Below are 15,442 nucleotides of genomic sequence, written 5' to 3' on the forward strand. Positions count from 1 at the left end.
ATAATAGCACCAGCATTTCGGTCTATCTTTGCCAACTCCGTACCCTTTGCATCGGTAAATGTATAAACGCCATCTGTCTCAGTAATAGTTAATGTGTTAGCATCAAACACAATACCTTGAGCACCGGGTTTTAAAGTGCCATCAGCGGCATAATCGCTCTCATTATAGTATGTGAAAGTACCGTTGCCATTATCTTTAAGAGTAGTGACTGTCTCATTGGCTTTGACAATAGTCTCAAACTTAGAGTTATCAACGTTTACCCAAGTATTTGTAGAATCATCCCATTCTTGGAAGATAACATCACCAGTAGACTGATCGTAAATGATCTTGGTAAAACCTCCAGTACTCTCTGTTAAATAAGTAATATAATCGTTAATAGTTGGGAAGGTGCGACCATCAACCTCAATCGGGCCGTTCTGCACGATCTCTTCAAAGTTGTTTACAACACCGCCAACAACATCGATAGCGTAAATACCAGCAGGCAATGCCGTAGGATCAACAGTAGATGGAACAATACCTCCATTAGCTATTAAATAAGCCTCGGACACATAGTATTGTTTATCATTAACAGTAATAATCTCTGTCTTACTTTCATTAGACTGGACAATAGTCTCAAACTTAGAGTTATCAACGTTTACCCAAGTATTTGTAGAATCATCCCATTCTTGGAAGATAACATCACCGGTAGACTGATCGTAAATGATCTTGGTGAAACCTCCTGTACTCTCTGTTAAATAAGTAATATAATCGTTAATAGTTGGGAAGGTGCGACCATCAACCTCAATCGGGCCGTTCTGCACGATCTCTTCAAAGTTGTTTACAACACCGCCAACAACATCGATAGCGTAAATACCAGCAGGCAATGCCGTAGGGTCAACAGTAGAAGGAACAATACCTCCATTAGCTATTAAATAAGCCTCAGACACATAGTATTGTTTATCATTAACAGTAATAATCTCTGTCTTACTTTCGTTAGACTGAACAATAGTCTCAAACTTAGAGTTATCAACGTTTACCCAAGTCTGGCTAGAATCATCCCACTCTTGGAAGATAACATCACCGGTAGACTGATCGTAAATGATCTTGGTGAAACCTCCTGTACTCTCTGTTAAATAAGTAATATAATCGTTAATAGTTGGGAAGGTGCGACCATCAACCTCAATCGGGCCGTTCTGCACGATCTCTTCAAAGTTGTTTACAACACCGCCAACAACATCGATAGCGTAAATACCAGCAGGCAATGCCGTAGGATCAACAGTAGATGGAACAATACCTTCGTTAGCTGCTAGATAAGCTTCCGATACGTAGTATTGCTTACCATCAATAGTGATAATGACAGTTTCGCTTTCATTGCCCTGAACAATATCTTTAAAAGTAATATTCTGAACAACATTGTTATTATCTACATAGGTAAATTTATCACCATCGTATGAAACATTCCCTCCTACTGTAGTATTTGTAAGGTTCTGTACCAACTGATCTAGAACTGTTGTATTTGTTATAATATCTTGAAAATTATTTACAACATCTGCAGGAACATCAATAGTAACTGCGTCACCTTTTTCATTCGTATAAGTATAAGTACCATCACCATTATTCACTAAAGTAGTAACAGTCTCATTAGCTTGAACGATATCACGAATGGTGATCGTCTCTATAGTACCAGTTTCTGTTATATAAGTAAAAGTATTACCATCGTAGTAAACATTACCTCCCGTTTGTTTTACCAAATTCGTAATCGCATTACGTACACTTTGGTCGTTTAAGATTGTTTCAAACTGATTTATTACATCAGCAGGAATATCTATTACTGTTTGGGTACCGTCTTCGGATGTATATGTATATGTACCATCTTCGTTATTAACCAAGGTGGTAATAATATCCGCATGCCCTCCACTTGTTTCCAGAAGCACCCAACGAGTACCGTCATTATAATAAAGCCCCGGACGTACATTCCCATTTGTCGCGGTATTATAAACCATCATACCTGCCGTATGTTTACTTAAAGGAGCTGGATCGGATACAGCCTTTAACTCTAAACGTACATTTAAAAATCCTTTACTTAAACTTTCTAATTCTAAAAGTGCATCCTTGTTTGGTAGATTTTGAGAGCTTGAACTGCCATCTTTAATCTTCTGTTGCCCGAAGGTATAGCTTGCACTTAGTAAACTCAGGGCACATAAAAACAGTAATTTTTTCACGGTTATAGTGTTTTAGCAATAATAAAAGTTAATTGTTTGGCGTTAATATTTAGATTGAAAACAAGTGACCACTTATCAAAAAGTGTTGTCTCTAAAAAAACTAATTTCACACAGTTAACTTAATGTCTGGTAAATACTTTAAAATTTTAGCGGGTGTTAATTGTACACACCTAAAACTTCTTACTGGCAAATTTACTATCAACAAAAATTTATTACATAACCATTTTGACCACATAAAATTCATTTGTAGCTCTCATTCTACAAAATATTGTTCTGTTTTTTTTATTGTAGCTAAAACACTACAACATATAAGGCGAGAATAAAAAAAGGCGCTATTTTACATTTTCGCAATCTGCAAAGACACTTATTCAGGAAAGCCAAAAATTTAATTAGAAGTATTCCTATGGATATAAGAAATAGAGAAAATATAAAAATCCATTTACAGTATATAAATGGATTTTTATGTAATTCTAAAAACACATCATTTCATTCTGCTGCGTATCATAGGATTACTTATAAGCATACAGTTTTTTACAGTAATAGAAACCTCATTGGATAAGGCTTCACAAACTGACGTTTTCGCTTCAAAGTAAGGCATCGTAACTCGCCTATATTTCCATACTCCTGTCGTACTTTCTGCAATTGGGGTATACTCTATTCCGTCTGCACCATCAATTACAATCCACTCATCTGCAGCTGGAGATAACTTCTCCCAACGATAAGTTACCCTTGTACCTACGGGCCAATCGGGCGCAGCACCAGCTTCCTTAGATACTATTTTGTTAGGAGCAACTCCTCCACAAACTTCCTGCTCTCCTAATAAACTGCCACCTAAAGGAGAGCTTAAAACCACAACCTGCACCTCGACCACATCGCTCTCACATGAACCATTAGTCTGTGAAACATAGTATCGTGTTGTGCCAGCATTTGTAGTTACAGGGGTAGGGACATTATTAAGAGCCACACCCCCCAAACTGGAATACCACACGACTTTATAATCAGGACTAGTGGCCCTTGCATCTAAAGGGGCTGCACTCTCTCCTTGACAATAATAGACCACATTTTTCAAAACCTGAGGAAGCCCAGGAGTAAGCAAAACAGAAGTCTTTGCCGAATTATTTCCTCTATTTTCTTCAGGTTCTATGCTAGAAGTTTCTTCACTATCTTTAAAAACTGTCCAATCTCCTCTATCTCTAGTTCGAGATAGCGTCCCTCTTTCCTGCACTAACCTAACCTGCACTTCATTCGTATAAGAAGCATCTCCTTTTAACTTGAAAGTAAAAGGAGCTAGAGCAGCTCCTGATTCAAGTGTTTTAGAATCGTTAATTGATAAACCTTGTGTAGGTTTCGTAAATGTCGTTTGATAAATATAAGTGACATAACCCTCGATTGGCGTATTAAGTTTGCTATCTACCAACTCCCATCCATCTGGCAGTGTAGATGACATGACGGTTGCACCGGGAGGAACAATTTCTGAGAGTTCTAAACGATTAGCAGTATATGTTCTTTGCCGAGTTCCCGTACCACTTACAGAAGTTCCCCCATAATTAACGCTACCAATTCCCATATTAGCTACAGTCACTGTAAAGGTATTACCAGCGATCTCATTTAGACAGGCCTCGTCAACAGTCTTAGAAACAACCAAATCTACGCCCTCAGCAATAACCGGTATCTGTACCGTGCTCGTATTATTCTCCAGATCTTCATCTGTTATATCTGTGGGCAAAGCTGTTGCACTATTGATCAGCACGTTCCCCTCGGGAACTTTTAAAAGCCTCCCTTTCACTTTAATGCGTCCTATCGTTTTCGCTGCCATATTTAACGTCCCTACAAACTCATTGGTGCTCGATGTCCTTGGAAGACTTGTTCCTGGTAAAAAACCCGAATATTCTATTTCATCAATAGCAAACATATCTCGCATAATGAGATTTCCTGCTCCATCTGTAATACGATCTTTAAAATCAACATTCGTTAGACTCGCATCTGTATCGTTATTTACTTCAATGCTATAAATTACCTCGTTAGCTTTTCCTTCAGTAACCGTTCGCAAAAAGTCTTTATTCGCCAATTTCGACACCCGTAAATTTCCAGGCGTAGTTACAACCAAATTCCTAATCTCATGATAATTCACTGCCCACCCGGTAGATGCTGCAAAACCTACCTTTAAAATTTCAGGTGGTACATCTGTAGTTGTATAGCTCATCAGCTCTGTGAAAGCAGTTTCGCCCTCGCGCTTCCATCTTAACTTGATTAAATATAAATTATTGGTAGTAGGTGTCACCTCAATCTGTACACGGCGATAAAAAATATCATCTGAAGGTCTAGCCGTCGGATAGCTTCCAGAGCTACTACCCGAAGGTTTGTTATAATCAATATGATTTTCCCAACCATTTGCCGCATAAGAACTAGCTATAGCATTCGGAGGGACTTCTTTGATAACACCTTTACCTGATCCCGCAATATTAATTCCGGTAAGATAAGCATTTGAAGTACTATTATCTTCGGCTGTAGTTTTTCCTCTTATAGCAATTGAGTTTGGTATTTTCGCATTAGACCCCGTAAATTTAGCAGGAGAACTTTTATTAACAAAATTACCAAAAGCATCAAAACCAATTCCTAGATAACCGTTCTTTAGTCCCGATACCCCAGGTGTACCTTCATGATTACGCGCATAACCTAAAGAACCGCCGTACCCCCCTAAAGCAAACTCTTGTTCGGAAGTTTTTCCATCAAACAAATATATTGAAAAACCATCACCTCCTTCATTAAGACCGCTTCTTCCATCTTTAGTACGCCACATTTTATACTCAAAATCTATTAAAAGGCCTAAAGTAGATGGAAACGTTCGGTTAATGTAAGCGTAACCTTTACGGCTTTGATCATCTGTCGTTAACCTCAACCAACCTGCACCAACAGGATCACTGACACCTGAAGTCAATACCGCATCATCGCCTATTTTAATATCCGCTCCCAATTGCCCCCTAAAACTCTCTGTAATGGTAAACTGCGCATACACGCTTTTTGTAAACACAGTACCCAACAGAATTAAAAAGAGGAGTAAGTAAAATGAAAAGCACTTCATTTGTTGAACTTAATTATAGTTAATCACGCGAAATGACTAAACAATGATGAGAATTACACAAAACGATATACACAAATGTACTCTCATTTTCAACAAATTTTAAAATAGTATTTCAAAAAATTACATTTAGACAACATGACATTTTACAAGACACAATGCTAAATAACAAAAAACCCGATCAAAAGATCGGGCCCTAAACTAAAAAAATGAAAAATATTATTCAAAAAAATCGAGTTCAGCTATAGCTAATGTTTTACCATCACCGGCGATATAAATAGACTCGACACGCACATATCGCGTCTTGACAGTTTTAGAAAAGCGGTGTGTACGTGTGCTAGGATCATTAATCAGGTTTCCAAACTCAAAAGTTTCGAGGTCTTTCCATACCTTGCCATCTTCACTCACCTTAATTCGCCCCTTCTCTAACATTCCACGGCTATGGCTAGTTTGAGGTGTGTAAGAAAATGAAGAAAGAACGTGCTCCTTGCCCAAATCTAAGCTAACATGTTGCTCCTTTCCTGTCTCCTTACTTTGCCAATAGGTGGATACATTTTCATCCCCCAATAGTTCTGCATTATGCTTATCAGCAGCACTGCTTACATCGATAATTTTCCATGCTTGTTTTACAATACCTACATTTTTTTCAGCCACAGCACCTTTTGTTTGTTGCGTATCAAAGGCAACAGCTTTTACAACTTTGCCAGTTGGTCTAAAAGCTTCTGTATAAACAGGAGAATGAATAGTGGGTTCTGTGCCGTCTTGAGTAAAGTGTATCTGATAATTAGCTTGCATATTTTTCAATGCATCTTCTCCATGTGGTTTCCACCCAAAGGTATGTTCATAAGGAACTATAGATAAAAATCCTTCTAGATCTCTTTTAAACATTAACTGTGGAGGTCTAACACGCACGTAATAAGCACCAATTTCTTTTAAAGCCGGTAAGGCACGACTTTCTTTAACTCTTACTCTAAAACGTGTCGTTTCTACTTCAGGAAAGCGCAAGATGCGTTTATAGCCAATATTTGTCGTTTCCGCTACTTCTTTCCACTTTCCATCTTTCCAAACATCTAAAGCCAAACGCTCTATCCGCTCGCCATTAGTTGCAACAGCTTCTTGTATAATGAAGCGATTTGCCAATATAGGTGTTTCACTTTCAATAATTACTTCATCTGCAGTATTTGTCAACAGATAGGACGTTTCATCTATATTATCTAAGATTTCAACTGGCCCTTTTGCTCCCTTTAGAAGATTTACGCCATAGCTCTCACGAATACGTTTTCCTACCTCAGTAAGTACCGACACATCTTCATCAGAGAAACGCCCTTCTCTATTTGGAGGGATATTTAGCAAGAATGTGGAATTGCCACCTACTGAACGCTCATAAATATCAAAAACATCATCAGCGCTACGTACTTTTTGGTGATTATCGTCCCTATAAAACCATCCTTCCCGAATAGATGTGTTGGTTTCTGCCTGTTGATAATGCAAAAACTTACCTTCATAGAGACGATCTCTGCTTCCTAGGTCTTCATCAGTAAGATCTTTAAAACTTTGCATATTTAGTGGATCTACATCGTAGGGAATAACATTCCATTCTGTACTACGGGTACCACCTGCCTCATTGCCACACCAACGAATATCTTCTTTTCCGAATATAACAGCTTCAGGCGCCAATTTTCTTATCAACTCCTGCCAAGCTGTATAATTATATTTTTGTCCTCCTTTGGTTTTAGGATGTGCTCCATCAAACCACACCTCGTGAATAGGACCGTATTCCGTGAGGAGCTCAAACAACTGATTCAGGAAATATTCGTTATAATCATCTACCAAAAATTTAAAAGTTGTTTTATTTGCAAACGGACGTCCTTTGACTTGTCTGGGGATGGTACGCTCTGTGTAAGAACTTAGATTACCATATAAACCCTTTTCATTTTCTATCTGAAATAAATCTGCTGGAGAAAGGTACACACCCAATTTCAATCCATACTTCTCACAAGATGCCGACAAATCTCTTAAAACATCACCTTTACCTTGCTGAAAATTAGTAGACATAATCCCATGATCCGTATATCTACTCTGCCACAAAACAAAGCCATCGTGGTGTTTCACTGTCAAAATCACCTTTTTCATACCTGCTTCTTTCATCGTCGCACACCACTGATCCGTATCTAAATTTTTAAGATCAAAAATTGTAGGGTCTTCTTTACCACTTCCCCATTCCATTCTAGTAAATGTATTAGGACCAAAGTGAATAAAAGCAATATATTCATTCTTCAATGCGGCATATTGCTGTGGTGTAGGTACGACATGAGCAGCTTTCTCTAAAATAACAGAGCGGCTATCCGTAGCTAATATAGGATACGTGCTCTTCGTTGGCATCGTATTGCCTTTACCATATTGTTGCGCTAAACCTGTTAATGACAAAGCACTGCCTATACAGGCAAATAAAATTTTCTTGTTAATTATCATTCAATCTAAATCTTCAGTTTCACACTAGTTATAATACAACCAAAGAAAAATTCAGCAATTAATATTTAAATATCCTTGGTTTATTAAAATGTAACGCAAGGTAAAAATTCATTGGCTATAAAACTAAAGCAATATTAACTACCTACTTCATCTAAATTATCCTTTTACAGAAATCATACTGTGAATTGAAAAAATAAGCACTATATATTCTATCTTTACTGTTCAATTGGGTACATTTAATCATTGCTAAATAAATCTCCCTAGTCAATCATTTTAAATACGGTTATTATATCACAATTTTAGAGCAAGAAATGAGAAGCCAACATTAGCAAAGAATAGCTTTCAAATTCACTCAAAAAAGTGACAGCTGTCAACATACAATTTTCAAATCCTGAAGATAAAATGAAACCTATTTTCGCCAAAATTTTGAACGATATAGATAGTGAACTTTTTGCTATCCGCACATTCTCTAAGCCTGTTTTTGCTACCGAGTTTCACTTTCATAAAGAATGTCAAATAAACTATGTGATGCAAACGACAGGGAAACGTATTATAGGTGATAGTATTGAACCATTCGAAGAGGGTGAAATAACCTTCTTAGGTTCTAATTTACCCCACGTATGGTATAATGATACATCGGCAGATACAGAAGAGATTATGGCAACTTCAGTAACATTGTTCATAGATCCGCAAAAACTGATAGAAGCTATGCGGTACTTTTCAAACACTACCGAGTTAGAACAATTTTTAACCACAGCCAAAAGAGGCATATTATTCCAGAAGTCAGATCAAGAAGCAATTAAAAAAAAGTTACTTAGATTGATTGACTTTACAGGTATCAAACAAACTATTGCATTTCTAGAACTCATAGACAGTATGGTAAATGCTCAAGAATACCAACTAATTTCAAGTGCAGGTTTCAGTAACCATTACTCATTAAAAGACAACAGTAAAATTGACAAAGTATTCCGTCACATGTTTGACAACTACAACCGAGAAATACCGCTTGAAGAAATTGCACAATTAGCAAACATGACGAAACATGCATTTTGTAGGTATTTTAAATCAAGAACACAAAAAAGTTTTATAGAATTTCTTAATGAAATTCGAGTAAGTAATGCTGCACAAATGATGACACAGGAACAAAAGCTAATCGGTAATATTGCTTACGAATGTGGTTTTGGAAGTTTATCAAATTTCAATAAAGTTTTTAAGTCTATCAAAGGACTTACCCCTAGCGAATATAAAAAGCAGTTAAACAAATAGTTTTTGTCTAACTGCTTATAAAACGATCGAGCTTAATGACTGTCGATCGTTTTTAACGGTAAAGGGTGATTAATTTCTTAAATACTATTTCCCATTCGAAAAAACGATATCCTGATGCACCTTTGCATCTTCCTCGATAACGACACGCAAACTCTGATTTTTAATATCCTCAGGCAAGTCTCGAAGTGTCAACACCCTAGTTTCGTAAGGCTTTAGAGGAGGAATAGCATGCTTAGCAACCACTTTCTCACCAGCAGCTCCCACAAATATTTTTAAACTTGCTTTCTTAGAGTTTTCAACTCCAAAATTTTCTATTTTCACTTCAGCTTGTATATTACCGTTATTTGCGGTTAGCACAGGTTTACGAGAAGATAATATAGCTGATTCATAGGTTATCCACGGCACTCTCGTAAAACCAAATAGCAACTCGCCCTGCTTGTTTTTTCCGATAAGTTTAGGCGCAAAATCCTCGTTATTTAACTTATGCCCTTCCGCAGCGAAAGTTACAATTGCGCCATCGGCATGTTTATCTATACGCAATGCTTTACTGCCACGTCCGAAATTAACTTCTTCAGAAATTCCAAAGCGTAAACTACTTAAATCAACATCCTGGAGAGGGTCAAAACCTTCCTCTTTTCTAATCAACAACCGCACCTCATCTTTCCCATTTTTAGGCAAGTTTTTATTAAGCATTCGCAATAAAACACCCTTGTTAAGCGGTATCATAATATGCTTTGAACTGTATTTATCGTTTCCTAAATCCTCCCATTTTATCGTGTCTATAACTGCAAAATTAGCTTGATAAGCCCTGCCATACTCATCTTGTAGCACTTTAATCCGCTCAAACTTAAACCAATCTTCTACTTCACCATCAGCATGCCTAGCGATACCGGGGACATACGCTTCCCCTGGGTCGGTAACCCAGTTAACCCCATCTTTACTTCGTTGATAAAAAGCAATACGCCCATACCAATCATTAACAATAAGATGGTATTGCACTTCATCTTTCCAGACCACTGGATCTTCAAACTCTCCTTCGATTGCCGGATAAACACTTTTATTTGTAACCTGATAAAAAGTACTAAGACCATCCTCACTAAACCAGACACCACCACCACGACAAACCATTAATTGAGACCCATCCTCACGCTTAGCGAACGTCAAATTAGAAAGACCTTCTATGATATTCCGGTCACGTGGGTCAAAACTCATTTTCTCAAATTTCCATGGCCCCATATGGCTTTTAGATCGATATGAACCTCCTGTAACAAAAATAACATAAGTGCCATCTTTTGCTTGAAATAATTCTGCATTATGCCCAGCCCCTATCGTATCAATAATAGCATAGGGCCCTTCAGGTTTATCACTTATAGTATGATAAACTATAGAGTTAGGCCACTCCATATGTCCTTTTTCTGAAGACTCGGGCCAACCAACCACATACATATGGTATCGATCATCTTTATGCAAAATTGTCCCACACCAGTACGAACGTTCCTTATCTTCGATACCATTATCGATATAGCGGTTCATCACTGCGTCAGCTCCCCAACTATCCTTACTTGCCTTGGTGCCCACAGGCATATGTAAAAAACGATCTTTAAACTGTGCTCCTCTTACCAAAGACTTCCATTCCTCAGGTCGCTTACGCTCGGTGATTTCAATGTCTAAAGTTTGTGCTTGAACCGTCATTAAACATAACAACAAGGTAGCTATACTGTTAAAAAAAACTATTTTTCTCATGATCATATCAAACATTTATAAGAGCAAAACTAAAGCAAACCTTCCACAGCTTTTCCCTCTATATTACCAACATATGAGCTTAAAATAACCAAATGCCCAGAAACGCTTGCGAAAGGATGTTTTTAAAATTTATTTGGTCAAATATTTGCACTACTGTATAGTATGATGACAAAGTGGATAAACATGAACAGAACAAAATTGCTCGCTGCTTTGGTAGCAACAGCAGTAGCTTCTTGTAATTTACCTAAAAAAGATAAAGCTCAAGACGGCGAAACCTTAGCGAGTAATCCTAATACAACTATAAGCATTGCTGGCACTTATGTAAGTAGCGATTACCAAAAACGCCACGAAGGGTATGACTGGATCGGAATCATAATCCACGAAAATGCGGATAAATCTATAACAATAAAAATACGTTCAAGAGCCGACTTAAAAAAGCCCACCTGTACATTAGATGCTACAGCTGTGTCTATAACAGAAGGACAGTATAAAGCGGTATTGGAAGGTAAAACTGTGCTTTTCAGCTTTAATAACAAAAATTTAACAATAGATGGCGAAACTGATAGCGATAGTAGCATATTGAGCTTTTATTGCTCGGGAGGAGGCTCCTTAAAAGGAAACTACCAGAAGATTGATAGCAATCTTGACAGTAGCCAAGTAGATAGCCGCACCTTTCAAAAAGTGCTTTCCCTACAGAACATAAGCTTTTCAGTGGAGTCACAACCAATTTCTGACAAACAACAACTCACAATCACTCCGCTTGGTCTTTCTATAGACAATCGTCACTTTACACACGATATTACTGGTCAGTCCGTTGTTAATGCCGAAATTGAAGATTTAAATAAAGACGGCTTTCCCGAAATTCTGGTCTACCTACAATCGCACGGTAGCGGTAGTTATGGCAACGTAATAGCTTACTCTGTTAATAACGGAAAATCGATGAGCCAAATAAACTTTCCGCAGGTTGCGGATAATAAAAAATTAAAAGACGGATATCAGGGACATGATGAATTTACCCTTGTAGAACATAAGCTCGTTCAACGTTTCCCTATTTATCTAAAGAATGATGTAAACGCAAACCCTACTGGTAAAACCCGTCAAATAGCGTATGAATTAAAAGATGGGGAACCTTCACCAAAGTTTATTGTAAAAGACATTACAGAATTTTAGATTTATTTGTTGTTAGTTTCGACGCTCCCGCCCTTATGGGTGGGTGGCTGTCGAAAACAAGTTAATATAACGCAGGAATTAGGTAATTCTTTAGCTAAAAGAACTCTTCAATAGCACTAATTTTATCGCACAAAATGGTCATCTATTTTAAACGATAAATAATAGTGAAAACAATAATATTAGAAACACCCGGCAAGCTATCACTCATTCACAAAGAGTTTAATCCTTCTTTATCCCCTCGGTCTGTACTACTAAAAGTTAGGCGAGTAGCAATTTGCGGAACCGACCTCCATGCATACAAAGGAAACCAACCCTTCTTCACCTATCCACGTATATTGGGACATGAAATAGCTGGTGAAATTATAGAAGTAGGTTCAGCTATCAAGCACCTAAAGGTAGGCGACTGTTGTGCAGTTGAACCTTATAGGAACCTCACGGAAGATCAGGCAGTAAAACGAGGAAAGACCAACTGCGGCAAAGATCTTCGTGTATTGGGCGTACATGAAGACGGAGCTATGCAAGAGTACATTATTTATGACGCAGACCTTATACACCCTGTTAATGACTTGGATTTGGATCATCTGGCACTTATAGAGCCTTTAGCTATAGGTAGACATGCTATTATGCGAGCAGATATAACAATTGATGATACAGTATTAATTGTCGGTGTAGGCCCTATAGGTTACGGTATACTTATGCAATGTGCCCTCTATAAACAAAAAGTAGCAGTTGTGGATACGAACCCAGAGAAACTCGATTTTGTAAGAAAAAACTTTCCCGAAATAACAACTATAACGTTATCTGAAACGATTTTGGAAGACTTAGAAAGTGTCTTCGATGGTGAACTACCGACCATTGTCCTTGACGCTACGGGCAGTAAAGAGTCTATGCAAAACACATTTAATTATGCAGCAGCAGGTGGTACTATTGTATTTGTCGGTCTGTTTATAGGATCGATCACTTTTGATGATCCTAATTTCCACAAGAAAGAACTAACACTAAAAGCGAGTAGAAATGCTACAAAAGAAGATTTTCATTCGGTGATCAACTTAATGCGAAATAGAAAACTCAATTTACAAGGCTATATCACACAAAGAATAAAATTTCTAGAACTTCCCACCATGTTTGAAAAATTATATAGAGCAGATTTAATGAAAGCCATAATTGATTTTGATTAGCCAAAACACCAGTTCATTCTATTTATTACTTAATTACCAAAACCACCCAATGACAGTATTATGACTTTTCGTTTATTTTGCTTATACTTGGTTAAAAGAGAGGTAAATTATGATACTAAAAAGAATAACAGCTATCGCAGCTGTGATTGGACTGGCTATCACCATCAGTGCATTCACAACAAATTTTCAGGAAAGCAATCCTAGACCAAGCAATTTGAAAGTATTGCCAAAAAACATTTCAAATGAAGAACTCGAAGCTACAATGAAAAGTTATAATCTAGCATTAGGTGTAAAATGCAATCATTGCCATGCGCCGAAAAGTAATGGCGAAAAAGGACTTGATTTTGCTAGCGATGCAAACCCCATCAAAGAGGTTGCTCGCCACATGATTAAAATGAACAAGCAAATTAATAAAAAATATTTCAGCAAACATCAAAAAGATGGTGTGTTTCAACAGATAGGCTGCGGCACCTGCCACAATGGAGCTGCAACCCCAATAACTATAGCTGTTGCAAAATAGCAAAGACTACTCTCTAGAAATACTAAAAAGTTAGTCTTTAAACAAGATCACGCCACTTCCGGGCTAAACCAAGATAAAGCCTAGATATATAAAACTATTCTATATCTAGGCTTTATCTATCCCCTTAAGGTTTAGACAGTCATTTTTATCACATTTTAAGGTTTTTGCTCTTCTCTTTCTCACGAATGTGTGGTATATTTAACCGACCGACATCGGTATCGGCTACTTGCATATATTTAGGTTTATCACGGACAAATTAATAGTTTACACATAATATGAAGCCAACAATTTCTATCGAATATTGTCCAAAATGTGGCTGGATGCTTCGTGCTGCCTATATGGCACAAGAAATCCTTCAAACATTTTCTGAAGAAGTTTATGCTGTTTCCTTAATCCCCAGTGAAACAAGCGGACGTTATACCATTTGTGTAAATAAACTGGTCGTTTTTGACAGAAAATCAAGTGGGCGATTCCCAGAAATAAAAGAACTAAAACAACTTATACGTGATCAAGTAAGCCCGGAAAAAGACTTAGGTCATTCCGACAAAAAACAGTAACACTGGGGAGTATAGTGACTAATAAAAATGAAAATATTACATACAGCCGACTGGCATTTAGGTAAACGTCTGGATTTTTTTTCGAGACTTGAAGAGCAATATGCTGTTTTGGAAGAAATTTGTGAGCTTGCCGATAAAGAACAGGTTGATGCGATCATCGTTGCAGGCGATCTATTTGATACTTTTAACCCGCCCGTAGAAGCTGTAGAATTATTGTACCGCACATTAAGACGACTAAGCCTTAATGGTCGGCGCCCTGTTATTGCTATTGCTGGAAATCACGACAGTGCCGATCGTATTGACGCTCCAGACAGTTTGGCTTTAGAATGCGGCATTATATTCGTCGGTTATCCGTACGCGCATATTCGGAAAATTGAGATACCTGAAGGATTTACAATTACTAAAAGCGAACCTGGTTTTTTCGAAATCATGCTACCGCAATACAGTTATCCACTTCGGATACTACACACCCCTTACGCTAACGAAATTCGTCTAAAACAATACCTAGGTGCTGAAAATAAAGAACAACAATTAAACCTAGTGCTTAAAGAACATTGGCACACGCTTGCCCAAGAGTTCACCAATGCACAAGGTGTTAATATATTGACAGCTCATCTTTACATGTTAAAGCGTGGAGGCGAGATCTTAGAAGAGCCTGAAGGGGAAAAACCAATTAAAATAGGCAACGCTGACTTGATATACTCAGACGGCATACCCCATCAAATACAATATACTGCATTAGGACACTTACATCGTTTTCAAAATATTGGCGGACATAGCGCTCCTGTAGTATACTCCAGCAGTCCCCTTGCCTACTCTTTTTCAGAAGCAGGACAGAAAAAGCACATAGTTATTGTTGAAGTAGAACCTGGCTTGCCCGCTATATATCGTCCCATCGAACTCAAGCAGGGAAGGCAATTATACAGAATGCGGTTTGACGACATTGACGAAGCTGTTACATGGCTTACTGACAACCCCGACACCTTGGTGGAATTGACACTTGTGAGCGAAATATTCATAGCTGCACAAGATTTGAAAAGAATACATGACGCACATGATGGCATCATTCATATCATCCCTGTTGTTCTACAACAGCAAGCGAGTAGCCCGAGCGGAAAAACAATCAATATAGACCAAAACATAGAAGGCTTGTTCAAAGATTATTTTCAACATCGCACAGGCCAAGAGCCTAACGAAGAGCTCATGGATTTGTTAAATGAAGTGTTAAACAGTCAGACAGAAACGGAGGAATAACA

10 protein-coding genes are annotated in these 15,442 nt (G+C 37.8%); 6 read left to right on the forward strand and 4 right to left on the reverse strand.

Annotated features, from left to right (window positions below; all coding sequences use genetic code 11):
- From ORI89_RS12875 to ORI89_RS12885, 3 genes are all read right to left on the reverse strand, one after another.
- The coding region (locus tag ORI89_RS12875; protein WP_268230896.1) for a hypothetical protein at window positions 1-2,201 on the reverse strand (2,201 nt) is incomplete at its 3' end.
- Between the two features lie 481 nt (window positions 2,202-2,682).
- On the reverse strand, window positions 2,683-5,232 hold the full coding sequence (locus ORI89_RS12880) for an Ig-like domain-containing protein (protein ID WP_268230897.1): 2,550 nt from the start codon (window positions 5,230-5,232) through the stop codon (window positions 2,683-2,685).
- Window positions 5,233-5,499: 267 nt separating this feature from the next.
- Window positions 5,500-7,752 carry an alpha-L-fucosidase gene (locus ORI89_RS12885; RefSeq protein ID WP_268230898.1) on the reverse strand — a complete coding sequence of 751 codons (2,253 nt, stop codon included), beginning with the start codon at window positions 7,750-7,752 and terminating at the stop codon, window positions 5,500-5,502.
- Between the two features lie 402 nt (window positions 7,753-8,154).
- On the opposite strand from ORI89_RS12885, the gene ORI89_RS12890 reads away from it, so the two are divergent.
- On the forward strand, window positions 8,155-9,018 hold the full coding sequence (locus tag ORI89_RS12890; RefSeq protein ID WP_268230899.1) for an AraC family transcriptional regulator: 864 nt from the start codon (window positions 8,155-8,157) through the stop codon (window positions 9,016-9,018).
- Window positions 9,019-9,102: 84 nt separating this feature from the next.
- Here ORI89_RS12890 and ORI89_RS12895 read toward each other — a convergent pair whose 3' ends face one another.
- Complete coding sequence (locus ORI89_RS12895) at window positions 9,103-10,761, reverse strand: CARDB domain-containing protein (protein WP_268230900.1); 1,659 nt, start codon at window positions 10,759-10,761, stop codon at window positions 9,103-9,105.
- 183 nt (window positions 10,762-10,944) lie between these two features.
- On the opposite strand from ORI89_RS12895, the gene ORI89_RS12900 reads away from it, so the two are divergent.
- The 5 genes from ORI89_RS12900 to ORI89_RS12920 all read left to right on the forward strand — a co-directional run bounded on the left by ORI89_RS12900 (window position 10,945) and on the right by ORI89_RS12920 (window position 15,440).
- On the forward strand, window positions 10,945-11,931 hold the full coding sequence (locus ORI89_RS12900) for a PliI family lysozyme inhibitor of I-type lysozyme (protein ID WP_268230901.1): 987 nt from the start codon (window positions 10,945-10,947) through the stop codon (window positions 11,929-11,931).
- 164 nt (window positions 11,932-12,095) lie between these two features.
- Entirely contained in the window at window positions 12,096-13,109 is a 1,014-nt protein-coding gene (locus tag ORI89_RS12905; protein WP_268230902.1) for a zinc-binding alcohol dehydrogenase family protein, read from the forward strand.
- Between the two features lie 109 nt (window positions 13,110-13,218).
- On the forward strand, window positions 13,219-13,629 hold the full coding sequence (locus tag ORI89_RS12910; RefSeq protein ID WP_268230903.1) for a c-type cytochrome: 411 nt from the start codon (window positions 13,219-13,221) through the stop codon (window positions 13,627-13,629).
- A gap of 275 nt (window positions 13,630-13,904) precedes the next feature.
- On the forward strand, window positions 13,905-14,186 hold the full coding sequence (locus ORI89_RS12915; RefSeq protein WP_268230904.1) for a SelT/SelW/SelH family protein: 282 nt from the start codon (window positions 13,905-13,907) through the stop codon (window positions 14,184-14,186).
- 27 nt (window positions 14,187-14,213) lie between these two features.
- Complete coding sequence (locus ORI89_RS12920) at window positions 14,214-15,440, forward strand: metallophosphoesterase family protein (protein WP_268230905.1); 1,227 nt, start codon at window positions 14,214-14,216, stop codon at window positions 15,438-15,440.
- Window positions 15,441-15,442: the final 2 nt, after the last annotated feature.

The organism is Sphingobacterium sp. UT-1RO-CII-1 (genome assembly GCF_026711005.1).
Lineage (GTDB): Bacteria > Bacteroidota > Bacteroidia > Sphingobacteriales > Sphingobacteriaceae > Sphingobacterium.

Excerpts from the sequence above, each read along its gene's own strand:
- ORI89_RS12885 (WP_268230898.1), bottom strand. The coding sequence starts at position 7,752 with ATGATAATTAACAAGAAAATTTTATTTGCCTGTATAGGCAGTGCTTTG.
- ORI89_RS12890 (WP_268230899.1), top strand. The coding sequence starts at position 8,155 with ATGAAACCTATTTTCGCCAAAATTTTGAACGATATAGATAGTGAACTT.
- ORI89_RS12895 (WP_268230900.1), bottom strand. The coding sequence starts at position 10,761 with ATGAGAAAAATAGTTTTTTTTAACAGTATAGCTACCTTGTTGTTATGT.
- ORI89_RS12900 (WP_268230901.1), top strand. The coding sequence starts at position 10,945 with ATGAACAGAACAAAATTGCTCGCTGCTTTGGTAGCAACAGCAGTAGCT.
- ORI89_RS12910 (WP_268230903.1), top strand. The coding sequence starts at position 13,219 with ATGATACTAAAAAGAATAACAGCTATCGCAGCTGTGATTGGACTGGCT.
- ORI89_RS12915 (WP_268230904.1), top strand. The coding sequence starts at position 13,905 with ATGAAGCCAACAATTTCTATCGAATATTGTCCAAAATGTGGCTGGATG.
- ORI89_RS12920 (WP_268230905.1), top strand. The coding sequence starts at position 14,214 with ATGAAAATATTACATACAGCCGACTGGCATTTAGGTAAACGTCTGGAT.